This window comes from Mycolicibacterium parafortuitum (genome assembly GCF_010725485.1).
In the GTDB taxonomy this organism is placed as follows: Bacteria; Actinomycetota; Actinomycetes; order Mycobacteriales; family Mycobacteriaceae; genus Mycobacterium.
Map to the genome: position 1 here is coordinate 1,251,207 of NZ_AP022598.1, position 23,787 is coordinate 1,274,993.

The following is a 23,787-nucleotide window of genomic DNA, read 5'->3' on the forward strand; positions in this document are numbered from 1 at the left end:
TCGGTATCTGTCCGACAGATGAGGTTTTGAGGAGAATCCTGCGTGCCCACTGAATCCCGGCCCGATGTGAAGCCAAGACCGACCTCCACGCATCCGCTGCATTCCCCGGACTTCTACGCCGGAGACCCGTACCCGGCCTACCGGGAACTGCGGAAGACCACCCCGGTGGTGTGGAACGACACCACGAACTTCTGGGCCCTGACCAAATACGAGGACGTCCGCTTCGTGTCGGGGCATCCGGGGTTGTTCTCGTCGACCAAAGGCATCACCATCCCGGATCCCGAGCAACCCGAGCCGGTGCAGGAAGGCAATCTGATCTTCACCGATCCGCCCCGGCACCGTCAGTTGCGCAAGCTGATCAACGCGGGCTTCACCCGTCGTCAGGTGACATTGCTGGAGCCCACGGTCCGGCGGATCGTCGCCGGAATCGTCGAGGGCATCGACCCGTCCCGCGAGTACGAGTTCGCCGAGGAGATCGCGGCACCGCTGCCGACCCGGATGATCGCCGAGATGCTCGGCGCCCCGCCGGAGGATTGGGAGAGATTCCGCACCTGGTCCGATGCGGCCGTCGGGACCGCGGACCCCGACATCGAGATGGATCATCTGGTCGCGCTCGGTGAACTCTACGAGTACTTCACCGCACTGATCGAGGCTCGGCGGTCCGGCCAGGTGACCGGGCAAGACGATCTGCTGAGCATCCTCGCCGCCGCGGAGGTCGACGGCGAGCGCCTCACGGACGCCGACCTGCTCAACTTCTCGTTTCTGCTTCTGGTCGCGGGCAACGAGACCACCCGCAACCTGATCGCACTCGGCACCGCGGCGCTGCTCGACCATCCTGACCAGTTGGCGTTGCTTCGATCCGACCCGTCGATGCTGACCTGCGCGGTCGAGGAGATGCTGCGGTACACCAGCCCGGTCACCCACATGGCGCGCCGGGCCACCGCCGATGTGGACATCCGCGGGCAGAAGATCAAGGCCGGCGACACCGTGGTGATGCTCTACGGCGCCGCGAATCGGGACGAGGAGATCTTCGGCCCGAACAGCGAGGAGTTCGACATCACCCGAAACCCGAACCCGCACATCGCCTTCGGCGCGGGTGAACACGCCTGTCTGGGCGCCCAGCTGGCACGACTGGAGGCGCGGGTGATGTTCGAGGTGCTGCTCGGCGCATACCCGAGCATCGAACTGACCGGTGACGTGACCCGGCTGCGGGCGACGATGGTGCCGGGCGTCAAACGTATGCCGGTGCGCCTGAAAGCGAGTGTCTGATGGACTTCGATTACACCCCGGAACAGGAACAGCTCCGCAAGGAGTTCCGGGAGCGGCTGGAGGCCGTGATGACCCCGGAGCGCCGGGCGGCCGTCGCGGGTCTGATGGAGGGCGGCGCCGCGATGACCGAGTGCAGGAAGGCGCTCGGCGAAGCGGGGCTACTCGGTGTGGCGTGGCCCGTCGAGTTCGGCGGACGCGGGCTGACCGCGTTGGAGCAGTACATCTTCAACGAAGAGGCGCGCCGCGTGAACGCGCCGCTGCCGATGATCACGCTCAACACCGTCGGGCCGACGCTCATCGAGTACGGCACCGAGGAGCAGAAACAGAGGTTTCTCCCCGCGATCCTGAAAGGCTCCGTGGAGTTCGCGATCGGTTACTCCGAACCCGGCGCGGGAAGCGACCTCGCGTCGTTGCGGACCACCGCGGTGCGCGACGGGAACGAGTTCGTCATCAACGGATCCAAGATGTTCACCAGTGGGGCGGAGTTCGCCGACTACGTCTGGCTGGCGGCGCGGACAGACCCGGAAGCCAAGAAGCACAAGGGCATCACCGTCTTCATCGTGCCCACCGACTCCCCCGGATTCTCGTGGAAGCCGCTGCACACGATGCCCGGTGTGTCGACCTACTACACGTTCTACGACGACGTGCGGGTCCCCGAGAGCGCGATCGTGCTCGGCGAGAACCAGGGCTGGAAGCTGGTGACCAACCAGCTGAACCTCGAACGTGCCGCACTGGGCAACCTCGGTGCGCTGGAGCCGCTGTTCGCCAAGACCCTGGAGTGGGCCAAGACGACGCCTCTCGACGACGGGCGCGTCATCGACCTGCCGCAGGCCCTGGCCCGGGTCGAGGCGCAGGTCGCCGCCTACCGCCTGCTCAACCTGCGCGTCAACACCAACATGGGAGCCGGCGCCCTCGGCATGGGAGAGGCTTCGGCAGCAAAGGTTTTCGGGACCGAACTCACCCAGCAGGTGGCCCGCGAACTGCTCGACGTGGTCGGCCAGGCCGGCACCCGCAAGGGCACCGACGCCCCGCTGAAGGGCGAACTCGAAAGCGCCTACCGGCTCGCCGTCATCAACACCTTCGGCGGCGGTGCGAACGAACTGCAACGCGACATCATCGCCATGGCCGGTCTGGGGATGCCGCGCGCACCCCGCGACATGCGAGCGTCCTGAGAAAGGGAATCCAGCAGTGACCGACACAGCAAAAGACGAACTGCGCGAACGCCTCGACGCGCTCATCGGCACACCCACCGACGGTGTCGGCAAGCCGGTGCACGCGCCCGACCCGGTGAACGCCGCGATGATCCGGCACTGGGCGTACGCGCTGAACGACATGAACCCCGCATATCTCGATCCGGAGTTCGCGCAGAACTCCCGGCACGGCGCGATCGTGTCGCCGCCGGTGATGTTGCAGACGTGGACGATGCCGCCCCCGAAGCTGGAGGGCATCCACGAACGCGGCGGGGTGCCGATCGAGATGAAGGGTGAGAACCCGCTGCAGTTCCTGTCCGACGCCGGTTACACCGGAATCATCGCGACCAACTCGGAGTTCGAGATCGAGCGCTATCCGCGTGTCGGAGACGAGATCACGTCCGAGACGGTGTTCGATTCCATCTCCGACGAGAAGAAGACGGCCATGGGCAACGGCTTCTTCGTCACGTGGGTCACCACCTACCGCGACCAGAACGGCGACGTCATCGGACGCCAGTGGTTCCGGACCCTGCGATTCAAGACGGGTGGATGATGGCCAGCAGACTCGCCCCGTCGATCAGCCCGGACACCGAGTTCTTCTGGTCCGGCCTCAAGGAGCACGAACTGCGGATCCAGCGCTGCACCGACTGCACGACGCTGCGCGTTCCGCCCCGGCCGATGTGCGGAAACTGCCAGTCACTGAATTGGGACCACGTGGTGTCCACCGGACGCGGCACCGTCTACAGCTTCGTGATGCCGCAGTACCCGCCGCTGCCGTTTCTCGAGTATCCCTATGTCGTCTCGCTGATCGAGCTCGACGAGGGTGTCCGCATCGTGTCGAACCTGTGCGAGATCGCACCGGACGCGATCGAGGTCGGTATGCCGGTCGAGGTTTTCTACGAGACCTTCGAGGCACTTCCCAGTGGGGAAGAGCTGGTGCTGCACCAATTCCGGCCGGTGCGCTGAGCAGGGGGAAAGACACATGGACTTCACCTTCACCGAGGAGCAGGAGACCGTCGCCAAGGTCGCCCGCCAGCTGTTCGAGCATCGAGCCACCCCGGAGCACCTGACCGAGCTCGAGTCAGGCGAGATCCGGCACGACGCGGCGTTGTGGGCCGAGTTGGCGTCGTCCGACCTGCTCGGGATCGCGTTGCCCGAATCGGTCGGTGGCACCGGTGGCGGCTTCCTCGAACTCGGGGTGCTGCTCAGCGAGGTCGGCTACAGCGTCGCGCCGGTGCCGGTGTACGCCACCCTCGCTCTCGGCGCGGATACCATTGCCCGGCACGGCGATTCGGCGCTGCAGCAACGCTTCCTGCCCGGCGTCGTCGACGGCAGCGTGCTGTTGACGGCCGCGTTGGCAGAACCGGGGAACTCCGATCCGGCGGCACCGCGGACCACCGCGCGAGCCGACGGTGACGGGTGGCGGCTCACCGGTGTCAAGGAGCTGGTTCCCGGCGCTCAGCTCGCCGACGCCATCGTGGTCTCGGCCAGGACCGACGACGGGCCGGGTCTGTTCGTCGTTGCGACGGGCGCCGGCGTCGAGGTGACCCCGGTCGCGACGACCAACGGCGAGCCGTTCGCCGACGTCGAACTCAGCGATGCCCTCGGGTGGCGGCTCACCGAGCACGCCGACGGCGACATCGTCGGCGCGTTGTACACCCGGGCCCTGGTCGGGCTGTGCGCGATGCAGCTCGGCGTCGCCGAGCGGGCACTGAAACTGGCTGCGTCCTACACCAGCGAGCGCGAGCAGTTCGGCCGTCCCATCGGGTCGTTCCAGGCCGTGCAGCAGCGTCTGGCCGACGCGTTCATCGACGTCCAGGCGATCCGCTGGACCGCGTGGCACGCGGCCTGGCTGATCGCCGAGGGCAGGCCGGCCGACCGCGCCGCGGCGATCGCGAAGTTCTGGGCGGCCGAGGCAGGCGCCCGCGTGACCGCCTCGGCCCAGCAGGTGCACGGCGGTATGGGCATCGACGTGACCTATCCCCTGTCCCGGTATTTCCTGTGGGCCAAGCAGATCGAACTCGCGCTGGGTCCGGCCTCGGCGCAGCTGGCCCGGCTCGGCAACGCATACGCGGAAGGACTGACCCCATGACCTCCACCCTGAACCGCACCACGACCCTGGCGTGGAACGCCATCAACGTCGGCGACGAGGTGACACCGATGGACGTTCCCGTCACCACGACACTGATCGTGGCCGGCGCCATCGCGTCCCGCGACTACATGCCGGTTCACCACGACCGCGACTTCGCCAATTCGCAAGGCTCCAAGGACATCTTCCTCAACATCCTGACCACCAACGGGCTGTGCGTGAAGTTCCTGCATGACTGGGCGGGTCCCGAAGCGGTGGTCAAGAAGCTGTCCATCCGGCTCGGCGTACCGGCCTACCCGAACGACGCGCTGCGGTTCGAGGGCAGCGTCACCGGCAAATCCGTCGCGGACGGCGAGGGCTTGGTCGAGGTCACCTTCAAGGGCACCAACAGTCTGGGCGATCACGTCAAGGGCACCGCCGTGCTGAGCCTGCTCGAGGGAGTCGGCGCGTGACCCCGAAGACGACAACGAGTGAGGATCGCAGCGAGGCACGAGCGAGGACCGGAACGAGGAGGAGTCGAGCGTGACCAGGGACGGTATCGGCGGTAAGGCCGCACTGGTCGGCATCGGCCAGACCGAGTTCTCCAAGGAATCCGGCCGCACCGAGATGCAACTCGCCTGCGAGGCGGTCAAAGCCGCCATCGCGGATGCCGGCCTGAGTCCCAAGGACATCGACGGGATGGTGACCTTCACCGTCGACGAGAACGAAGAGATCGAAGTCGCCCGCAACGTCGGGATCGAGAACCTCAACTTCTTCACGCGGGTACCCCACGGCGGCGGGGCGGCCGCGGGCACCGTGATGCAGGCCGCGATGGCGGTCGCGACGGGCGTCGCCGGGGCCGTGGTCTGCTACCGCGCGTTCAACGAGCGCTCCGGGTTCCGGTTCGGCGGCGCCGGACGGCAACCCGGCGTCACCCCGCTGTGGATGGCCCCGTATGCGCCGTTCGGCTTCATGACGCCGGCCGCCTGGGTGGCCCTGCACGCGCAGCGTTATATGAGCACCTACGGGGTGACCAACGCCGACTTCGGCAAGATCTCGGTGATCGATCGCAAACATGCGGCCAACAACCCCGACGCATGGTTCTACGGGAAGCCGATCACGCTGGAGCAGCATCAACAGTCGCGCTGGATCATCGAACCGGTCCTGCGGTTGCTCGACTGCTGCCAGGAGAGCGACGGCGGCGTCGCGATGGTGGTCACCAGCGTCGAGCGGGCCCGCGACCTGGCCAAGCCGCCCGCGGTGATCACCGCGGCGGCCCAGGGTGCTGCCTACGACGGTGAGGTGATGACCAGTTACTACCGCGACGACATCACCGGGTTGCCGGAGATGGGCGTGGTGGGCGACAAGCTCTGGCGCGACTCGGGTTTGAAGCCGCAGGACATCTCGACGGCGTTCCTGTACGACCATTTCACCCCGTTCGTGTTCACCCAGCTGGAGGAGCTCGGCTTCTGCGGCAGGGGCGAGGCCAAGGACTTCGTCTCGGTCGAGGAGATGTCGCTGGGCGGACGTATGCCGATCAACACCAACGGTGGTCTTCTCGGTGAGGCCTACATCCACGGGATGAACGGGATCACCGAAGGCGTGCGTCAAGTCCGCGGCACGTCCTACAACCAGGTGGACGACGTCGAACACGTTCTGGTCACGTCGGGGACCGGTGTTCCGACCAGCGGCCTCATCCTCGCTCCGGACCGCTGAGACGTTAATGTGCTGAAGTGGCGTCTGACGTGACTCAATCGGTGGCTGTCGACACCCGGGATGCCATCATCTCGGCGGCTTTCGGCTGCTTCCGGACCCGCGGGCTCGCCAAGACGACCATCGTGGACATCGCGCGTGCGGCGGGTGTGTCGCGCAGCACGGTCTACGAATACTTCCGGGACAAGGAGACCGTGGTCGAGGCCTGCGCGGAGGCCGCATCGCAGCGGTTCTACCGCAACATGGCCAAAGCCATCGACCGGCACGGGGGCAGCACTCTCGAAGGCCGGCTGGTCCGTGCCGCGGTTTTCGTCACCCAGGCGCGCCAGGTCGTCGAACCGGAGGTGTACTTCGATGCCGCCGAGGTCAGTCTCATGATGACCAAGAACGCGGCCACCCTCCTGAAGGAATGCGCCGACTTCCTGGCCCCCTATGTCACCGCGGCGCGGCTGACCGGCGAAGTCCGCACCGACCTGGACGTGCCGTCGGCCACCGAATGGTTCGCGCGAATGCTCTTCTCGCTGTTCACAACTCCGTCGCCGACCATCGATATGCGTGACGACGGTGCCGTCGCGGACTTCGTGCGGTCCTATGTGGTCCGCGGATTCGTCGACGGCCCACGGCGGCACTAGTACCCGACATCTTTCGCGACCGGCGCGAGGAGGACCCAGGTGAAACCGACTGCGGCAACAGTATTACCAGCGACACGACAGCCAGTCGGCCAATCGCCGGGCCGCGACCGTGGTGCGCCCTACCGGCTCGTGGTGCTCGGGTCCGAGACCGCCGATGCCGTGTCGGGCGCCGGCGGGCTGATCGTCGACGCGGTGCGCGCCGGGTGGCGCGTCGCGATGTACCTGGAAGTCGCCCCAGAACCACGCGCACTGCGGATCCTCGGCGTCGAGGACGGCCAACTCCTGGCGACCGACGTGGGATTCGGGCCAGGCGAAGCCGATGCGGTGGTGTTCGCCGCCGACATATACCACCGGCATCGGGGGGTGCGCCGATGCCTCGCCGATGCCGTCCGCCGGGGCGCGCCCGACGTCGCCGCCTGGGGTGGACCCTGGTCTGCGGCACCCGCTTCCGCCTCGGACATCGACCATCGTCTCAGTCCTGCCGCGCGGGCGTTCAAAAGCCACGCCATGCAGGCCGTCGGCGCGCCGCCACCGGCCGGTGCTGCCGAAAGGTTCTACGGGGGTCTGCACCGGCTCATCGCGACCTCACCGCCGCCGGAGTGACACAGCGCCTCAGGAGGTTCTGCGCACCGGCACGTTCGAGTACCCGCAGACGTTCGACATCGCGACGCGACGCAGACCGTCCCGGTCCACCTCGTATTCGGGGATGACGTCGAGCAGCGCGTTGAGCGCGATCCGGCTCTCCATTCGCGCCAGCGCCGCGCCCAGACAGCTGTGGATGCCGTAGCCGAACGCGAGATTGAAGCCCATCTTGCGTTCACGGTCGATATCGAGTCGGTCGGGCGCGTCGAACATCCGCTCATCACGGGTGGCTGCCGCGGTGACGAGCAGCACCGCGGCACCCGCGGGGATGGTGGTCCCGTAATAGGTCACATCCCTTGTGGCGGTGCGAACCTGGTACTGCGACGGCGCCTCGTAGCGCAGCAGTTCCTCGATCGCGGCCGGGATCTTGCTACGGTCCTCGCGGAGCTTACGCCACTGGTCGGGGAAGTCGGCGAACGCGACCATCGCATTGCCTACCAGTTTCGTGACCGTCTCGGCGCCCGCGCCGCCGAGCATCGTCGCGAAGCCGGTGATGTCGACGTCGGTGAGTTTCTCCACCAGCCCGTCGCGCTCGATCTCGGTCTCGATGAGGCGGCTGATCATGTCGTCCTTCGGCGCCGCCCGCCGCTGTTGCACGAGGTCGTAGTAGTACAGGCCGGTGTTGACCGAGGCCTCGTATCCCGATCTGGGGACCGCGATCTCACCTGGCCGCCGTTCGAGCAGGAGGTCCAGCCAGTGCCGGATCTGGTCCCGATCCTCTTTGGGCACACCCAGCATCGTCGTGATGACTTCGTTCGGAAACAGCGCGGAGAAATCGGCGACGACGTCGAAGCCCGCCGGGTCCAGTGCTTCGACGCGTTCATAGACCTTCTCGTACACCATCTGCTCGAGTGCGGCGATCGCGCGCGGGGTGAACACGTTGCTCACCAGGCGCCGCATCTTCTGGTGCTGGGGCGGGTCCATCGAAATGATCACCTTCGGCACCGGGATCGCGTCGTCGTGGGCCTTGACCATGTCCAGCGTGGCGCCCTTGGCCGACGAGAAGGTCTCGTGGTCCTTGGTGGCGGGCGCCACGTCCTCGTAGCGGGTCAACGCCCAGAAGTCCCACTTCGCGTTGTAGTAGACGGGCGACTCGTCGCGCAGCCGCCGGTAGGTGGCGTACGCCCCGTCGAAGAAGTCCTGGGAGAACGGGTCGAATTCGACGGATCCGCTGTCCACTTCCGGCGGCGCCGCACTCACAGGATCGCCCCGGCTTCTTTGAGCTTCTCGATGGTCTCCCAATCGATCCCGGCGTCCATCAAGACTTCCTCGGTGTGCTGCCCGTGCTCCGGCGCGCCGGGCGGAACGACGGCTTGCTCGTCGAACTGAACGGGGTTGGTGGGCAGCGAGAACGGGGCTCCGTTGACTGTCGTGGTGTGCGCGACATAGCCGTTCGCGGTGACAGCGGGGTCTTGGCATAGCTCGCCCGGCGTCTGCACGATGCCCCACGCCCCCGACAGCGACGCCAACGTCGCGCGCCATTCGGCCAGTGTGCGTTCGGCGAACGCGTCATCGAGCGCCGCGATCAGGCTGACGCGGTTGGCGTACCGCGAGGCGGGGTCGGCGTATCTCGGATCGTCGATCAGCTCGGGCAGGCCGATCACCCGCATCGCCTCGGCGTAGAACTTGTCGAGCTGCAGCATCATCAGCTGCACATAGCGTCCGTCCTTCGTACGGTAGGTACCCACCAGCGGGTTCGGTGCATCGGCGTGGCCGAACTTCGGAATAGCGCTGCCGCCGTGGATTTGGCTGACCGCGACATCGGGGCTGAGGTTCCACGCGGCGAGGCCGAGCAGCGAGACGTCGACCACCGATCCGATTCCCGTCGTCGCCTTCTTGTACAGCGCCGCGGCGATGCCGCCCGCCAAAGTCATACCACCGAGCAGGTCTCCGAACGCCGGACGAGAGCGGACCAGCTCGTCGGCCTCCTCCGTCAGAACGGTGGCGATACCACCCCGCGCCCAGTAGGACACCCCGTCATAGCCGGGTTTGTCCGCGTCCGGCCCCTTCGGACCGTGGCCGGATCCGCGCACGTACACGATGCTCGGATTGGCCTCCCTGATGTCGTCGACGTCGATGCCGAACTTCCGGCGCCGCTCCGGCAGATAGCTGGTCAGGAACACGTCGCTGGTCTTGGCCAGCTCGCGCACCACATCCCGGCCGCCGGGGGTGCTCAGATCCACGCCGACGGACTTCTTGCCGCGGTTGGGGATCTCGATCATGTAGTTGACCGAACCGCCCCCCTCATCGACGATGCCCATCGTGACGAGGCCGCGCTGCGGATCGCCACCGTCCCGCGGCTCGACCTTGATGACCTCCGCACCCCACTCGGCCAGGACCGCACCCGCCGAGGGCACGAACGTCCACGCCGCAACTTCGAGCACCCGAACACCGCTGAGCACCTTGTCGCCGGAAATGACTCCTCCTACGGGTAGATCGGTTGGTACGCCGCGTCGAGGGCCATCGCGTAGCGGCTGGGCAACTCGGCGATCTCGAGTCTGGACTCCACGAGATCGAGCCGGTCCGGCGGCGACATGGCTGCAGTGTAGCCGCATGCCGCGGCAAGCGAGAACCTCTATTCTCGTTTTTCGCGAGGATCGCTATCCTGTGGGGACATCCGTGCGAGAGGATTACCCCGGCGTGCCCTTTCCTTCCATCACACCCACGGTCCCCACCCTGCTCAGGTCGTGTGCGGCGCGCTTCGCAGACAAGGCTTTCCTGATCGCGGACGGCCAGACCCTCACCTACAGCGCACTCGATCAGCGATCGGCACGGTTGGCGGGCGCGCTGCTGGCCGCGGGTATCGGCAAGGGCGACCATGTCGGAATCCTGATGCCCAACAGCGTCGAATGGGCGATCGCATGGTTCGCGACGACCCGCATCGGCGCGGTGGCGGTGCCCCTGAACACCTTCTACAAAGCCTCGGAGCTCGCCTGGACCGCGCGCCACGCCGACCTCCGCGCGATCCTGGCCCAGTCCGGATTTCGCGGCCACGACTTCCTCGCCCGACTGGAGGAGGCGCTGCCGGGGCTGGCCGGGCAGCGCACGCCCGGCAGGCTCGTCGTCCGGCAAGCGCCGTACCTGCGGATGATCGCGGTGCAGGGACAGTGTGACCGGCCCTGGGCGACAGTCTTTCCGGACGACTCCGATCACGACGCGGAGTTCCTCACCGAGGTCGAATCCTGCGTGACGCCGGCCGACGATGCGATGATCATCTACACCTCGGGCAGCACCGGCGACCCGAAAGCCCCCGTGCACACCCACGGCACGCTCGTGCGGCACACCTACAACCTGACGTTCCACTACGGCGTCACCTCCGACACGGTGATGTTCACGTCGATGCCGTTCTTCTGGGTCGGTGGATTGATCACCGGCATCCATGCGGTGATCCATCACGGCGCCACCCTGGTCACCCAGCCCGCGTTCGACGCGGCAGAGGCACTTGAGCTCATCGAGGAGCACCGCGCGACGATCACGCTGGGCTGGCCGCAGCAGGGCAAATCGCTGGTCGAACACCCGGATTTCGCGCGTCGCGATCTCGGTTCGGTCCAGCGCACCAGCATGCCGGCGATGGTTCCGGCCGAACGCCGGCCCCAGGGCCCCAACGCCCTGGGTATGACCGAGCTGTGCGGTAACCACATCGGGGTGGACCCCTATCCCGCACAGCCTGCCGATCGCAGCGAGACCGGCGGCTACTCGATCGAAGGGTTGTCGCACCTGCTGGTCGATCCGGTGACCGGCGACCCCGTCCCCGCCGGCGCCGACGGTGAGATCTGGGTGCGCGGTTACTCGCTGATGCAGCGTTTGTACAAGCGCGAGCGTGAGGACGTGTTCACCCCGGACGGCTATTACCGCACGGGTGACCGCGGAATCCGATACGCCGACGGCTGGATCCGGTTCACCGGCCGATTGGGGGATCTGATCAAGACCGGTGGCGGGACCAATGTCACGCCGGGCGAGGTGGAGCTGGCGCTGACCGATTGCGAGGGCGTTCTGGAGGCGTACGTCGTCGGCGCGCAGGACGGTCGCAACGGGACGATCGTAGCCGCGGCGGTGGTTCCCCGCGGCGACGCGCAGCTCGATCCCGAGGCGCTGCGGGCGGACCTCCGCGGCCGGCTGTCGGCCTACAAGGTTCCGAAGTTCATCTGGGTCACCGACAAAGCGGCGTTGCCGTTCACCGCCACGGGCAAGGTCAAGAAGTCCGACCTCGCGCAGCAGCTCGGCGACCTCCTGTCGCGCATGTGAGCCACCCGGGTCCGGCCATTTCGGCGTCCAGCCCGCGGTATCGGTCAAGTCACACCGACACCGGAAGCGTGGCCCAGCCTCTGACGCTGCTGGTGTGCGCGCGCCGGGCCGCGTCGTAGTCCACTTCCCAGTCCGGCCAACGGCTGAGCACCTCCTCCAGCGCGACCCGCGCCTGCATTCGCGCGAGTGCGGCTCCGAGGCAGAAATGGATGCCGCGTCCGAAGGACAGGTGGGTGGCTTGCCGATGGATGTCGAACCGGTCCGCGTCCGGGAACTGTCGCTCGTCCCGATTCGCCGATCCGTTGATCAGCAGCATCACCGAGCCCTCTGCGACCGCCTGTCCGTAGAGTTCGACATCCCGCGCGACGTACCGCGCCTGCACGGGCGACGGTGCCTCGTAACGCAGCACCTCCTCGATCGCCGCGGGGATCAGGCTGAAATCGGTTGCCAGTTCCCGACGTTGGTCCGGATGGTCCGACAACAGTTGTCCGGCAAAGCCGATCAGTCTCGTCGTCGTCTCGTTCCCGGCGCCCACGACGGTGCCTGTGTAGGTCAATACCTCGCCGCGGGTCAATCTCCTGCGGCTGCCGTCGGCTTCCTCGAGCTCGGCGTTCACCAGGTCCGTCATCAAGTCGTCAGACGGGTGGTCGTAGCGCCAGTCGATGAACTCCTCCAGCATCGAACCTTGCCGCGTCAGGATGTCACCGGCCACGTCGGCCAGTTCACCGTCGCGAAGCTCGAGGAGCCGGTCGGTGTTGCGCCGGATCGCGACCTGGCTCTCCTCGGGGATGCCCAGCAGGTAGCCGATGGTGCGCATCGGCATCCACGCGCCGAGGTCGGCGATGAAGTCGAACGTCTCGGCGCCCTCCAGCGGCTCCAACGCGCGCCGGCAGAACTCTCTGGCCAGCGGCTCGATGGCGGCCATGCGCCGTGGCGTGAACACACCTGAGAGCAGCCGGCGGTGGAAGTCGTGGATCGGCGGGTCCTCGAACAGGATGATGCCCGGCGGCACCTCGACGCCGCTGAGGATGATCTCGGTGGTGGTGCCCTTGCCGGAGCGGTAGACCTCCCAGTTCGCCAGCTCACGGTTGACGTCCGAATACCTGCTCAACGCATAGAAACCGTACTTGTCGTTGTGATAGAGAGGTGCGTCGTCACGCAGGCGTTTCCACACCGGGTAGGGATCGTCGTCGATGTCGAAATCGAACGGGTCATAGTACGGATCATCAACCTTCACCCCGTATGTCACACGATGAGAATAGGCGCTCTCACGCCGCGTTATGGAAGGTTCCGGTATGAGAATATGTATTCTCATACCGCGGGACCGGCACCGAAGGAGGCGGCGATGGGCTCAGCCGCCGTTCGTAACGTCATCTTCGCCGTCGAGTTCAGGATCGGCGAGTCCGAGCGCGTCGGGCCGGTACTCGCCCGGCACGAGGAGAGTCTTCGCGATCTCGATGCCCGATATGCGTTCGTGTACGAATCGGTGGTGGACCCGGGCAAAGTCCTGGTCGTCATCGGTATCCGAACCGCACAGCCGCTGCTCGACCTTCTCCGCTCGCCCTACTTCTTCGAGTGGTTCGACGCGGTCGGTGTCCAGGATCTTCCCGCCGTGTTCGTTGGCGAGCTCGTCGAGCGCTTCGACCTCGGCGAACCCCCCACACCGGGTACCGGCGTGGTGGTCGCCGCCGTCGCCCGGGTCCAGAATGTCGAGGTTTTCATGACCCGGGTACGCGATTCGCTGTCCGGGTTCGCCCACTCGGGCATTCGCCGAACGCTCGTATACCGCGCCTTCGACACCCCTCGCGAGGTGCTCTTCCTCCACCAGCTTGCGACCGCGCGCACCGCGATGCAGTGGGTCAACCACTCCGACGTCGCCGCCGAGTGGTTGGCATCGGCCGGCGTCGGCGCCTATCCGCCCGTCTTCGTCGGCCGGTTTGTCCACGCGATGCGGCTGGCCGAGACGGCCGGGACGGATCTGCACTGATGTATGTCTGCCTGTGTCTCGGCATCACGATCGAAACGGTCTCCGACGCCGTCGCCGGCGGCGCCAGGACGACCCGGCAGGTCGCCGATGCGTGCGGCGCCGGCTCGGACTGCGGCAGGTGCAGACGCACCATCATCTCGATCATCAGATCTGCGGCAGCGGAATCAGATTCAGGCAGGAGACGGACGGTATGAGCGATCGACACTCCAACATCGCGGGAGCGCGGGTGCTCGTGATCGGTGCATCGTCGGGCATCGGCTCCGCTCTCGCGAAAGCGGCCCACGCGCGGGGCGCCCGCGTCGCACTCGCCGCCAGACGGGTTCAGCTCCTGTCCGAGCTGGCCGAGCAACTGGACGGCTCCGCCCATGAACTCGACGTGTCCGATCCTCGCGCGATCGAGCAAGTCGTCGACGCGGTGGCAGCCGAGTTCGGTCAGCTCGACGCGGTCGTATTCACCAGTGCCGTGGTGCCGTTCGCGCTCATCGAGGAAACCGACGTCACGACGTGGTTGCACGCGTACGCCGTCAACGCGGTGGGCGCATCGCACGTCCTGCGGGCCGCGCTGCCCCACCTCGCAGACGGCGCGGTGACGCTCGTCGCGTCGAGTCACGATGTCGGCAGGCCACGCGCCGGGGTCGCGGCGTATCACGCGAGCAAAGCCGCGTTGGACGAGATTCTTCGGTCTTGGCGTGCCGAACACCCGGAACTCGCCGTCATCCGCGTCAGCGTCGGCCCCACCGAGGGCACGGAGATCCTTCGTGGAGCCGATCGCGATCTGCTCGCCGATCTGTACCGGTCCTGGGCCCAGGAAGGCCAGATCCCTGCGACGATGTCGGCCGTCAACGACGTGGCCAACGCGATGCTGTCCTTGATCGCCATATCCCGCGCGAATCCGTCGGTGGTCAGCGACATCGTGCATCTGGCACCCCGCACCGGCACCGGCCGATAGGAGTACCCTGCAATGGATCTCGGCTTCGAAGGCGCGACCGCGGTCGTGACCGGCGGCAGTAAGGGCATGGGCCTGGCGATCGCCGAAACGCTGGCCGCCGAAGGCGCAGCGGTGGCCATCATGGCTCGCGGACGACAGGGACTGGACGCGGCGGCCGAACGGATCCGCGCCGCCGGTGCACGCGAGGCGCTCCCCCTGAGTGTCGACATGGCCGACGCCGGGTCGATCGCGGCGGGGTTCGCCGAGGTGGGTGACGCCTGGGGCCGGCTCAACGTGCTCGTGCACACGGTGGGACCGGATGCGGGTGCCTTCGACGACCTCGACGACGACGACTGGCACGCCGCCTTCGATCTGGGCACGATGGCCGCGGTCCGGTCAGTGCGTGCCGCGCTCCCGATGTTGCGTGCCGCCGAATGGGCCCGCATCGTCACGCTGTCGGCGCACTCGATCCAGCGCCAGAGCCCGCGACTCGTCGCCTACACCGCGGCCAAGGCTGCGCTGTCGAGTTTCACCAAGAATCTCTCGAAGAGCCTCGGCCCTGACGGGATACTCGTCAACTGTGTCTGCCCGGGAACCATTGTGACCGCGAGCTTCACCGAGATCCTCAAGGATGTGCTGGCCGCCGACGGCCTGGACTCCGCGGATCCGCATGACGTGATGAGGTGGGTGGAGCAGACCTACGGCCATCCCTGCGACCTTGGCCGGGCCGGGCTTCCCGAGGAAATCGCCTCGGCGACGGCCTATCTGGCCTCGCGGCGCAACGGGTACGTCACCGGCGCCACGCTCAACGTCGACGGCGGCTCGGACTTCATCTGAGCCGATCAGCTGTTCTTCGACATCTCCGCGGCCGCCGTGTCGGCCCACCGCGCCTGATGCCGGCCCATCGTCATGGCGCCGTTCCAGCCGCCATCGGTCCACAGCACCTCACCGCCGACATAGCTGAAGCGCGGGCTGCCGAGACATACCAGCGGCCAGGCCTGTTCCTCGGGAGTCGAGTACCGGCCTACTGGTCCGACCGCCTGATCGACCGTGTCCTTGCCCATCAGGTCCTGGAACGCCGGCATCATCGCGGTCTCGGTGGGTCCGGGGTTGATGCAGTTGATGCGGATGCCGCGGCGGCCGAGTTCGGGATACCACCAGCCCACCCAGGCGTCGATGATGTACTTCGAGTAGGCGTACCCGCTCCACGACCACAGCTTCTCGTTCGCGGTCAGCCATTCGACGGCTGCCTCGAAGCCGTCGGTCTCGAGCAGACCGGTGATGGTCTTGATGTGGTCCTGCCAGCCGATGGCGGCGGACGACGAGATGACGCTGATCGCCGATCCTTCGGGCATCTTCGGCACCAACCGCTCGGCCAGATGACGCGCTCCGACGAAGTTGACCAGGATCGTGTCCCATTCGCTGAACGGCGGACCTGGCAGCCCCGCACAGCTGAACAGCCCGTCGACCGGGCCGTCGATGGACTCCGCGACGGCGTCGATGCTCTTCGGGTCGCGCAGGTCGATCTGCAGCGTCCGGGCGGCGGGGACGCTCGTCGGTTTGATGTCGAGGGCGGTGACGGTCGCACCGAGATCCACCAGGATCTGCGCGGTCACCTGTCCCATTCCCGACGCCGCGCCGGTCACGACGACCGACTTGCCTCGGTACCCCAGCACATCGTCCATGCCACGCTCCTTAGAGAACTTCGTTCACCGAATATGAGAACACACGTTATCACTGGTGTTACGGTCACCACGTGACGGTTTCCAGGGTGGCCGCCGCATGACCGCCGCTGCTCGCCCGCTGCGAATCATTCAGTGGGCCACCGGCGGTGTGGGCTCCGAGATGGTCACCACCATCCTCGATCACCGCCCCGACCTTGAGTTGGTCGGTGCCCGCGTGTATTCCGAGGCCAAGAACGGCATGGACATCGGCACACTCGTGAACAGAGCTGCGATCGGGGTCTGCGCCACCACCGACGTCGCCGAGATCCTCGCCCTGGATGCCGACCTGGTGTTGTACGCGCCGTCGTTCACCGACCTCGACGACGTCTGCGCGCTGCTCGAGAGCGGCAAGAACGTCGCAACGCCGTCGTTCCTGTTCCACCCCCGGCGAATTCCGCCGGCCGAGCGGGAGAGACTGCTGAAGGCATGCCAGACGGGCAACAGCACGATTCACGGCAGCGGACTCAACCCGGGCAATCTGTCCGGGGTGCTTCCGCTGGCCCTCTCGGGTATGAGCCGCTCGATCGAGCGCCTGACCCTGCAGGAGAGAGCCGACTGGACGCTGTGGGAGAGCACCGGAATCACCTTCGACGGAATGTGGTTCGGCCGTCCGGTCGATCAGGTCACCCCGACGGCCAACGGTTACCTGAGCTTCCTGACCAAGCTGTTCGTGGAGCAGACCTGGTTCATCTCCGACAGTTTGAACGCCGACATCGATGACGTCGCGGTGACCCTGGAAACCGTACCGGCCAGCAGAGACCTGCAGATCTTCGATCATGTGGTGCGCCAAGGCAGCACGGCGGGCCAGCGCTGGCGTTTCGTCGGCCATCGTCGCGGTGAACCGTTGATCGAATTCGAGACGCTGTGGACCGTCGGCGGCGAGTATCCCGATCATTGGCCCCAACCGCTCGACGGCTGGACATTGACCATCGAGGGCGATCCGTCCATGCGCACACACTTCTTTCCGCTCGCCAGTTTCTCCCGGGAGGCCTCGATCGAGGAGCACGTCCGGGCCGGCCTCATCACGGTGGCGATGCAGGTGGTCAACGCGATTCCGGCGGTCTGCGCGGCGCCCGCCGGGTTCGCGACGATGGCCGATCTCCCCCTCGTCAGGAGCTACACGGGTTTCGGCAACACCCCCCGAGTCGGGGTCTGAGCGTCTAACCGTCGCGGTTGGTCCAGTGCGCGACGAACGGCGCGATGGTCGAGAGGTCGTAGAGCCCCGGTTCCGCCGCGACGACTGCGGGTATCGCATTGATCGCGTGCATGGCGGTGGCCAGGCAGCCCTGTTCGGAGTGGTCCTCACCGGCAGAACCGATTTCGAGGTGCAGACGCATATTCGGTTCGCCTTCGAGAGCGAGTTCATACCCGATCTCGGTCGGCCAGTCAGGGGCCAGATCGTCGGCCATGCGGGTGAGATGCTCGACCGATATCGTCGTCTCCCCGCAATCGACGACGACACCGAAGCGCATGGCACCGACAGTGCCGGCCGGGATCTCACCCGCCGCGACGGTCAGCGCGCGCGGCGTCGTCACAACCTCCCGGAAACCCTCCACCGCGCGAATGCGCAGTCCGAGCGCCTGCGCGAGCACCGTCGCGCTGCCGATCCACGCGCTCGCCGCGTACTCGGGGTTGGCGAGCAGCGGGGCGGGGTCATCGGGTGCATGACCGAAACCCATGGCGTTGAAGACGAGGTCGTGACTGGCGTAGGTGGAGTAGTTGAGCACTTCGCGGACGTTGATCCGGGTCGTCTGCTGCGTGAGTCGCGACAACAGCGGCGCGAACGACTCGCCGAAGAAGCCGGGGTACAGCCCCACCCCGAGAAACGAGGACCGGCCTCGTTCGCAGGCGCTCTCGATACAGTCGGCCAGCGATGCGTGCAAGGAGCGCGGGTGGATGAATCTGCTGCCGGTGGCGATGACATCCTTGCCCGACGCGAGTAGGTCACAGACGTCGGCGAAGCACCCTGGCGTGTCGGTTTCCACCTTGCCCATGTACAGCACCACGTCGGCATCGGTGTCGAGGACGGCGTCTCGATCGGCGGTGGTGATCACCCCGGCCTCGCCGGCACCGCACAGGGTGCCGGCGTCGACTCCGGCTTTCGCCGGGTCGTAGACCCGGACACCGACGACCGTGAGATCCGGCCGGTCGAGGATGTGGCGCAGCGACATCAAACCGGTCACACCGGTTGCCCATTGGATCACTCGCGTCATCGGGTCCTCCTCAATCCCACACCACGTCGAGACGCGCGGGTGACCGGAACATGGTCCCGGTGATGTAAGGGCGCGGCGCGTCCGGATCGAGCCGCAGCCCCGGCAACTCGTCGAACAAGGCGTTGAAGATCTTCGTGGTCTCGAGCCGTGCCAGGTGCATGCCGAGGCAGACGTGGGCGCCGTGGGCGAACCCGATGTGGGACTTCCGTTCCCGGAAGATGTCGAACTTCTCCGGTTCGCTCCAACGGGATTCGTCGTGGTTCGCGCTGCCCAGGCTGAGCATCATCGTCGCCCCCTCGGGAACCCGTACCCCGCCGATCTCGGTCTCCCGCGTGACCTCGCGCATGAAGTTGAGCAGCGGAGTTTCCCAGCGGATTCCCTCCTCGATGGCCTGCGGCAGCAGACTGCGATCGGCACGCACCGCGTCGAGCTGATCGGGATGGGTGAGCAACGCGTAGGCCAGGCTGGCCGTCGAACGCGACGTCGTCTCGGCGCCCGCGGGAAGCAGGTTCCGCATGAAACCGTAGATCTGCTCGTCGGACATCTTCACGCCGTTGACCTCTGCGGTCGCCAGGATGGACACCATGTCGTCCTTGGGCTGTCTGCGCCGGTCGGCCAGGATCCCGACGAAGTACTCCTTCATTTTCGCCGATGCCCGCATCGCGCAGTCCATGTCGCCACGGAATCCCAGCAGATCGATCGCGAGTCGGTGGAAGTGCAGGACATCGGAATCGGGAAGCCCGAGCAGGGCCGCGATCACCCGCACCGGGATCGGCATGAACACCGCGTCGACGAGGTCGGCTCGCTTGGCGTCCTTGATCGCCGCGATGGTGCGCTCGACCAGGGGGCCGACGAGTTCGGCGTCCCAGCGTTTCATCGACGAGCGGGCGAAGGCGAATTCGTGCAGTTTGCGGTAGATCACGTGGTCCGGGTCCTGCATCTCGAGGATGGTGGGGCCCTGCAGCGGCCGCACCACGTCTTCGTAACAACGCGTGCTGAAGGTGACGTTGTCGGTGAAGATCGCCTTCACGGTGTCGAAGGTGTACGCCGTGAAGGTCGGCGGTCCGTCTCCGGAGTTGCCGATCATGCCCATCTCAGGCCAGCCGGCGTGTACCGGCGCTTGTGTGCGCAGCTGCTTCAGCATCGGATACGGCGACGCGTCACCGTCGGCACCCATACCCCGGTTGAACCTGTCCTGCGCGTCGCGAATGCTCTGCTCGAGTTCTTCGACGCTCGCCGGCTCGAACATTGACGACTCCTCGCTGCTGGTCATCCGCCTCAACATACATCCTGGTGGTTGCGACCTCCATACTGTAGGTTGACGCGGTATCTGGACTGGACTTTGGTGAAACTGCAACCGGGAGAATCCGATTGACAACACGCGTGGCGCAATGGGCGACGGGGGCGGTCGGGCGGGCCGCACTCGCCGAACTCATCGAGAATCCCGCTTTCCAGTTGGCCGGAGTTCTCGTGTACGACCCGGCCAAAGCGGGCCGCGACGCGGGCGAACTGTGCGGGCTGCCGCCTGACACCGGCGTGCTCGCGACAGCGGACAAGGAGCAGATCTTCGCCCTCGGTGCCGACGTCGTCATCCATGCCGCCAGCAAGGCCCACGCCGTCGACACCAACGCCGACGACATCTGCCGGCTGCTGGCCTCGGGCACCGACGTCATCACCACGACCTCGTACAACCACCTGCCCACCTACGGCGCCGAGACCGCGCAGGCCTTCGAGCAGGCCTGCCGCACCGGGGGGTCCCGTTTCCACGCCGCCGGAGAGAATCCCGGATTCATGTTCGAGCGCCTGGTGGCGACGGTGACCGGGCTGAGCAAGACCATCGACCGGATCGACCTCTACGAGGCCACCGACGTGTCGGCGGTCGACAGCCGCCCGATGCTGGTCGACCTCATGGGGATGGGGCGCCCACCCGAGGACGTCGGTGTCGACTCCCCGATCATCAAGAAGCTCGACATGGCGTACCGCCAGGCGCTCAATGCGACCGCCGATGTCCTCGGCATCACGCTCTCGCACATCGAGATATCGGTCGACGCGACCACGCTGCCGTACGACCTGGACGTGCTCGCCGGCACCATCGAGGCGGGAACCGTCGTCGGACAACGGTTCTCGTGGGTCGGCCACTGGTCGGGCCGGCCGCTGCTGGCGATCCACGAGGAGTGGGTGCTGACCCGCGATCTACCCCAATGGGGCCTGGTGCCGCTGGCGCAGGGGGAAAAGGCGCCGCTGATCCGGGCCGTGATCAAAGGCGTGCCGAGCTTCGAACTCGCCCTCGACGTCGGCTGGGACGGGCAACCGCCCACCGGGCAGCACGCGCAGCCAGGACACCTGATGATCGCGATGGGAGCAGTCCGCGCCATCCCGTATGTCCGGGCACAGCCACCTGGGATCGTCACCGCACCCGTCTTCGGGGCGATCCGTCTAGCAGGCGCCGACGGCGTGTGAGATGTTCTCGCTCGGTGCCGCATGGAAGACGTGGCCGCTGCCGTCCGGTAGGACCCGGCGCGCGATCAGGTAGTCCGAACCCAACCAGCCCTGGCGGATGTAGCGCCCGAACCGCAGAAACGTGCCCGGGGCTCCGCTCGCAGCCGGAACGAGTTTCACCTGCTCGATACCGTCCCTGACGCCCTCCCCGGTCAACGGCCGCGCCGCCCCGAGTGCCCGCACGATCACGGTGGCCACATCGCGGCAGAGGCCGGGCATCGAGTGCGCCGGCCGGCGGCCGTAGCGTTCCTCGAACCGGTCCAGGAACGCCTGCCCGACCTGGTTGCGTTCGTCGTAGCTGTCCAGGCCGATCCAGCCGCGCAGCTGCCGCATCCACTCGGCGCTGATGTGGGCCATCTCGAAGGCGGTGGTGGTGTAGCGCGGCGGGTCCCAGCCGGCGGCCAGCAGGGCGTCGGAGAAGCCCCACAGGCCGTGCCCGAACCCGACGTGCACCAGCGCGTCGGGCTCGGCGGCGGCGAGCTCGGCGACCGCCGCGGCCTTGTCGGCTTCGACCTGCGGGATCGGCACCGTGGCGACGACCTTCAAACCGGCTGCCGAGTAGGCCTTCTCGGCGAACGCGAGATACTCCCGTCCGATCAGCGACGCCTCGTAGGCGATGGCGATCCGTGCTCGTTCGTCGCCGAGCAGCACCGCGGCGAGCATCACCGGCTCCTCGGGCATCGAGCCGTTGTTGAGGGCGAACGTCCATTCGGTCAGCGCGCCCTCCGACCCGGACAGGATGATGTTCGGGACCTTGGCCACTCTGTCGGCATGGGCGGCGAGCGGCACCGCGTTGTCCGACACGTACGGGCCGAAGATCACCAGACAACCCTGCGCGACCAACTCGTCGTAGCCCTGCTCCACAGCCTGGTAGGTGCCGTTGGGCAGACCGACCACGTGGCGCTCGACCACCTCGATCGGCCGGTCCACCACCCCTGCGGCGACCGCCTCCTCGAAGACCAGCCGAAGCGTGTCCAACGTGTCGTCATCGGTACCCGCCCTGGTCGGATAGTCGTTGAGCAGACCGACTTTCAATGGAGCCACCGACCCGTATGCGCGCTCACCGTTGTCCGCCATAGCCGCAACCTACAACATGAATGTTGTTAGGATGGCGGGTATGGCCAAGCGCGGCGGCACCGACTCCGAGCGGCGGGCACAAGGTGAGCAGACCCGCCGCGACCTCGTCGCCGCAGGTCGCGACCTTTTCGTGCGCAAGGGGTACTTCGACACCAGCATCGGCGACCTGGTCGCCGCGTCCGGTGTCGGCACCCGCGGCGCGTTCTATCACCACTTCAAGGACAAGTCGGAACTCTTCCGCGCGGTGTTCGAAGAGGTCGAACGAGACCTCACCCTGCGCTCCCTGGCCACGCCGCCGAAGGGGGCCGACCCGTGGGAACGGCTTTCCGCCGGACTGCACGGCTTCCTCGAATCGGCGACCGAGCCCGAGGTGCAACGCATCATGCTGGTCGACGGGCCCGTCGTCCTGGGATGGCAGACGCTGCGCACGATCCAGGAGGGCAACAGCATCGCGCTGATCAACGAGATGGTCCGCAGTGCGATCGCCGAGGGCATCATCGACGACCTCCCCGTGACGGAGCTGACCCACATGCTCGTCGCATCTCTCGAAGAGGGCGCGATTCTGGTCGCCCATGCCAAGAGCCCCGCCCGGGCCCGGGCCCGGGCGGCACGCGTGCTCGACCGGATGCTGCTCAGCGTCGCCACCGAACCGCGAAAGGCACTAAGGCGGTGACGGTTTCCGTTCCGGCGGGAACGCGGCGGTCTTTGCGTAAACGACTATTTCCGTTTTACGACTATCGTTCTTCTACTCAGCTGATAATGTAGCTTCGCCCTCGTCGCAAGGAGAACCTGATGCCGGATGCGTCCACACTGCGAGTCGCCGTGGTCGGCGCGTCCGCAGGCCTGGGCCGGTGCATCGGGATGGGGCTGGCGAAAACGGGTACGCGGGTGGCTTTCCTCGCCCGGCGGCATGACCGGCTCGTCGACGCCGCGGCCGAGGCGGGCAACGGCGCGCTGGCCGTCGCCTGCGACGTCACCGACGCCGATGCCTGCAAACGCGCCGTGGCCGAGATCGTCGACGATTTCGGCGGTCTCGACGCCCTCGTCTACGCCACCGGGATGGGTGTGCTGGCACCGCTGACCGAGATGACCGCGGAACAGTGGGGAAACCTGTTCGCCACCAACGTCACCGGCGCCTCGCTCATCACCGCGGCGGCTGCGCCCCATCTCGCGGCGGCCGCCGGGTCGGCGGTCTATCTCTCGTCTTTGAGTGCGTCGTACACATCTCCGTGGCCGTTCCTCGGGGCGTACGCGGTGTCCAAGGCGGCGCTGGACAAACTCGTCGAGGCCTGGCGCATCGAACATCCCAACATCGGGTTCACCCGGTTGGCGGTCGGTGACTGCTTCGGCGGGCCGGGTGACTCGCAGACGGAGTTCAACAAGTCATGGGACCCCCAGGCGTTGGAGAACGCCATCCGGTTCTGGATGGACAACGGGTACATGCAGGGCGGTCTGGTCGACGCCGACCATCTCGTCGAGGTCGTGCGATCCGTACTCACCTGTGGCAACAGCAGTTTCATCCCCTACCTGACACTTGCTCCCCGGCCGTCGGGTGCGGTGGCCGAACTTCGACAGTGGTGAAGGAATCTCGGTGACACAC

General features: G+C 66.8%; 25 protein-coding genes. 18 read left to right on the forward strand and 7 right to left on the reverse strand.

Translation table 11 applies throughout. From position 1 onward, the window contains the following. Positions 1-96: 96 nt before the first annotated feature. From NTM_RS05805 to NTM_RS05845, 9 genes are all read left to right on the forward strand, one after another. Entirely contained in the window at positions 97-1,269 is a 1,173-nt protein-coding gene (locus NTM_RS05805; RefSeq protein ID WP_163769386.1) for a cytochrome P450, read from the forward strand. After that, positions 1,269-2,441 (forward strand): acyl-CoA dehydrogenase family protein, encoded by a 1,173-nt coding sequence (locus NTM_RS05810; RefSeq protein WP_163765735.1) that lies wholly within the window; start codon positions 1,269-1,271, stop codon positions 2,439-2,441. The genes NTM_RS05805 and NTM_RS05810 overlap by 1 nt, the downstream gene beginning before the upstream one ends. Positions 2,442-2,457: 16 nt before the next feature. After that, positions 2,458-3,012 carry an FAS1-like dehydratase domain-containing protein gene (locus NTM_RS05815; protein WP_163765736.1) on the forward strand — a complete coding sequence of 185 codons (555 nt, stop codon included), beginning with the start codon at positions 2,458-2,460 and terminating at the stop codon, positions 3,010-3,012. Then, the gene (locus NTM_RS05820) at positions 3,012-3,425 is read left to right on the forward strand and encodes a Zn-ribbon domain-containing OB-fold protein (RefSeq protein ID WP_104864275.1); all 414 of its coding nucleotides are present in this window, start codon (positions 3,012-3,014) and stop codon (positions 3,423-3,425) included. The genes NTM_RS05815 and NTM_RS05820 overlap by 1 nt, the downstream gene beginning before the upstream one ends. A gap of 16 nt (positions 3,426-3,441) precedes the next feature. Next, a complete protein-coding gene (locus NTM_RS05825; protein ID WP_163765737.1) occupies positions 3,442-4,551 on the forward strand; it encodes an acyl-CoA dehydrogenase family protein in 1,110 nt (369 codons plus the stop codon). Continuing rightward, a complete protein-coding gene (locus NTM_RS05830) occupies positions 4,548-5,000 on the forward strand; it encodes a MaoC family dehydratase (protein ID WP_163765738.1) in 453 nt (150 codons plus the stop codon). The genes NTM_RS05825 and NTM_RS05830 overlap by 4 nt, the downstream gene beginning before the upstream one ends. A 70-nt stretch (positions 5,001-5,070) precedes the next feature. Then, complete coding sequence (locus NTM_RS05835) at positions 5,071-6,243, forward strand: lipid-transfer protein (protein ID WP_163765739.1); 1,173 nt, start codon at positions 5,071-5,073, stop codon at positions 6,241-6,243. 29 nt (positions 6,244-6,272) lie between these two features. Beyond that, entirely contained in the window at positions 6,273-6,872 is a 600-nt protein-coding gene (locus NTM_RS05840; protein ID WP_104864279.1) for a TetR/AcrR family transcriptional regulator, read from the forward strand. Between the two features lie 132 nt (positions 6,873-7,004). After that, entirely contained in the window at positions 7,005-7,475 is a 471-nt protein-coding gene (locus NTM_RS05845; RefSeq protein ID WP_163765740.1) for a hypothetical protein, read from the forward strand. Positions 7,476-7,484: 9 nt separating this feature from the next. Here NTM_RS05845 and NTM_RS05850 read toward each other — a convergent pair whose 3' ends face one another. Continuing rightward, positions 7,485-8,714, reverse strand: coding sequence for a cytochrome P450 (locus NTM_RS05850; RefSeq protein WP_163765741.1), 1,230 nt, complete (start codon positions 8,712-8,714; stop codon positions 7,485-7,487). Then, positions 8,711-9,931: a CaiB/BaiF CoA transferase family protein gene (locus NTM_RS05855; protein WP_104864459.1), complete on the reverse strand. Its 1,221-nt coding sequence runs from the start codon at positions 9,929-9,931 to the stop codon at positions 8,711-8,713. The genes NTM_RS05850 and NTM_RS05855 overlap by 4 nt, the downstream gene beginning before the upstream one ends. Positions 9,932-10,154: 223 nt before the next feature. On the opposite strand from NTM_RS05855, the gene NTM_RS05860 reads away from it, so the two are divergent. Further along, positions 10,155-11,759, forward strand: a complete 1,605-nt coding sequence (locus NTM_RS05860) for a class I adenylate-forming enzyme family protein (protein WP_163765742.1) — start codon at positions 10,155-10,157, stop codon at positions 11,757-11,759. A 49-nt stretch (positions 11,760-11,808) separates the two neighbouring features. Here the strand turns inward: NTM_RS05860 and NTM_RS05865 are convergent, their stop codons facing one another. Next, positions 11,809-13,008, reverse strand: a complete 1,200-nt coding sequence (locus NTM_RS05865; RefSeq protein ID WP_232079628.1) for a cytochrome P450 — start codon at positions 13,006-13,008, stop codon at positions 11,809-11,811. Positions 13,009-13,104: 96 nt separating this feature from the next. Here NTM_RS05865 and NTM_RS05870 point away from each other — a divergent pair, with 96 nt between their 5' ends. Genes NTM_RS05870 through NTM_RS05885 form a run of 4 tightly spaced genes read left to right on the forward strand, consistent with a single transcriptional unit; the run spans position 13,105 to position 15,511 of the window. Next, positions 13,105-13,746, forward strand: coding sequence for a fatty-acid--CoA ligase (locus NTM_RS05870; protein ID WP_163765744.1), 642 nt, complete (start codon positions 13,105-13,107; stop codon positions 13,744-13,746). Continuing rightward, a complete protein-coding gene (locus NTM_RS05875; protein WP_104864285.1) occupies positions 13,746-13,940 on the forward strand; it encodes a (2Fe-2S)-binding protein in 195 nt (64 codons plus the stop codon). Before NTM_RS05870 ends, NTM_RS05875 begins: the two co-directional genes overlap by 1 nt. Next, positions 13,937-14,695 carry an SDR family oxidoreductase gene (locus NTM_RS05880; RefSeq protein WP_163765745.1) on the forward strand — a complete coding sequence of 253 codons (759 nt, stop codon included), beginning with the start codon at positions 13,937-13,939 and terminating at the stop codon, positions 14,693-14,695. Before NTM_RS05875 ends, NTM_RS05880 begins: the two co-directional genes overlap by 4 nt. 12 nt (positions 14,696-14,707) lie before the next feature. Then, positions 14,708-15,511, forward strand: a complete 804-nt coding sequence (locus NTM_RS05885; protein ID WP_163765746.1) for an SDR family NAD(P)-dependent oxidoreductase — start codon at positions 14,708-14,710, stop codon at positions 15,509-15,511. Positions 15,512-15,516: 5 nt separating this feature from the next. On the opposite strand, the gene NTM_RS05890 is transcribed toward NTM_RS05885, so the two are convergent. Then, on the reverse strand, positions 15,517-16,359 hold the full coding sequence (locus tag NTM_RS05890; RefSeq protein ID WP_163765747.1) for an SDR family oxidoreductase: 843 nt from the start codon (positions 16,357-16,359) through the stop codon (positions 15,517-15,519). Between the two features lie 97 nt (positions 16,360-16,456). On the opposite strand from NTM_RS05890, the gene NTM_RS05895 reads away from it, so the two are divergent. After that, positions 16,457-17,554 (forward strand): NAD(P)H-dependent amine dehydrogenase family protein, encoded by a 1,098-nt coding sequence (locus NTM_RS05895; RefSeq protein ID WP_163765748.1) that lies wholly within the window; start codon positions 16,457-16,459, stop codon positions 17,552-17,554. Positions 17,555-17,558: 4 nt separating this feature from the next. Here NTM_RS05895 and NTM_RS05900 read toward each other — a convergent pair whose 3' ends face one another. Both NTM_RS05900 and NTM_RS05905 read right to left on the reverse strand, forming a co-directional pair. Then, complete coding sequence (locus NTM_RS05900; RefSeq protein WP_170311968.1) at positions 17,559-18,611, reverse strand: NAD(P)H-dependent amine dehydrogenase family protein; 1,053 nt, start codon at positions 18,609-18,611, stop codon at positions 17,559-17,561. A 10-nt stretch (positions 18,612-18,621) separates the two neighbouring features. Continuing rightward, complete coding sequence (locus NTM_RS05905; RefSeq protein WP_163769388.1) at positions 18,622-19,860, reverse strand: cytochrome P450; 1,239 nt, start codon at positions 19,858-19,860, stop codon at positions 18,622-18,624. Positions 19,861-19,982: 122 nt separating this feature from the next. Between NTM_RS05905 and NTM_RS05910 the strand changes: the two genes are divergently transcribed. Then, positions 19,983-21,071 carry an NAD(P)H-dependent amine dehydrogenase family protein gene (locus NTM_RS05910; RefSeq protein ID WP_232079629.1) on the forward strand — a complete coding sequence of 363 codons (1,089 nt, stop codon included), beginning with the start codon at positions 19,983-19,985 and terminating at the stop codon, positions 21,069-21,071. On the opposite strand, the gene NTM_RS05915 is transcribed toward NTM_RS05910, so the two are convergent. Beyond that, positions 21,048-22,187: an ABC transporter substrate-binding protein gene (locus NTM_RS05915; RefSeq protein WP_163765749.1), complete on the reverse strand. Its 1,140-nt coding sequence runs from the start codon at positions 22,185-22,187 to the stop codon at positions 21,048-21,050. The genes NTM_RS05910 and NTM_RS05915 overlap by 24 nt on opposite strands. A 40-nt stretch (positions 22,188-22,227) precedes the next feature. On the opposite strand from NTM_RS05915, the gene NTM_RS05920 reads away from it, so the two are divergent. Together NTM_RS05920 and NTM_RS05925 are read left to right on the forward strand one after the other, a co-directional pair. Continuing rightward, complete coding sequence (locus tag NTM_RS05920) at positions 22,228-22,860, forward strand: TetR/AcrR family transcriptional regulator (protein ID WP_104864293.1); 633 nt, start codon at positions 22,228-22,230, stop codon at positions 22,858-22,860. 119 nt (positions 22,861-22,979) lie between these two features. Next, on the forward strand, positions 22,980-23,768 hold the full coding sequence (locus NTM_RS05925; protein ID WP_104864294.1) for an SDR family oxidoreductase: 789 nt from the start codon (positions 22,980-22,982) through the stop codon (positions 23,766-23,768). Positions 23,769-23,787: the final 19 nt, after the last annotated feature.

Coding starts and splice junctions, on each gene's coding strand:
- NTM_RS05810 (WP_163765735.1), top strand. CDS start 1,269: ATGGACTTCGATTACACCCCGGAACAGGAACAGCTCCGCAAGGAGTTC.
- NTM_RS05820 (WP_104864275.1), top strand. CDS start 3,012: ATGGCCAGCAGACTCGCCCCGTCGATCAGCCCGGACACCGAGTTCTTC.
- NTM_RS05825 (WP_163765737.1), top strand. CDS start 3,442: ATGGACTTCACCTTCACCGAGGAGCAGGAGACCGTCGCCAAGGTCGCC.
- NTM_RS05830 (WP_163765738.1), top strand. CDS start 4,548: ATGACCTCCACCCTGAACCGCACCACGACCCTGGCGTGGAACGCCATC.
- NTM_RS05870 (WP_163765744.1), top strand. CDS start 13,105: ATGGGCTCAGCCGCCGTTCGTAACGTCATCTTCGCCGTCGAGTTCAGG.
- NTM_RS05875 (WP_104864285.1), top strand. CDS start 13,746: ATGTATGTCTGCCTGTGTCTCGGCATCACGATCGAAACGGTCTCCGAC.
- NTM_RS05880 (WP_163765745.1), top strand. CDS start 13,937: ATGAGCGATCGACACTCCAACATCGCGGGAGCGCGGGTGCTCGTGATC.
- NTM_RS05885 (WP_163765746.1), top strand. CDS start 14,708: ATGGATCTCGGCTTCGAAGGCGCGACCGCGGTCGTGACCGGCGGCAGT.
- NTM_RS05890 (WP_163765747.1), bottom strand. CDS start 16,359: ATGGACGATGTGCTGGGGTACCGAGGCAAGTCGGTCGTCGTGACCGGC.
- NTM_RS05895 (WP_163765748.1), top strand. CDS start 16,457: ATGACCGCCGCTGCTCGCCCGCTGCGAATCATTCAGTGGGCCACCGGC.
- NTM_RS05900 (WP_170311968.1), bottom strand. CDS start 18,611: ATGACGCGAGTGATCCAATGGGCAACCGGTGTGACCGGTTTGATGTCG.
- NTM_RS05905 (WP_163769388.1), bottom strand. CDS start 19,860: ATGTTCGAGCCGGCGAGCGTCGAAGAACTCGAGCAGAGCATTCGCGAC.
- NTM_RS05915 (WP_163765749.1), bottom strand. CDS start 22,187: ATGGCGGACAACGGTGAGCGCGCATACGGGTCGGTGGCTCCATTGAAA.
- NTM_RS05920 (WP_104864293.1), top strand. CDS start 22,228: ATGGCCAAGCGCGGCGGCACCGACTCCGAGCGGCGGGCACAAGGTGAG.
- NTM_RS05925 (WP_104864294.1), top strand. CDS start 22,980: ATGCCGGATGCGTCCACACTGCGAGTCGCCGTGGTCGGCGCGTCCGCA.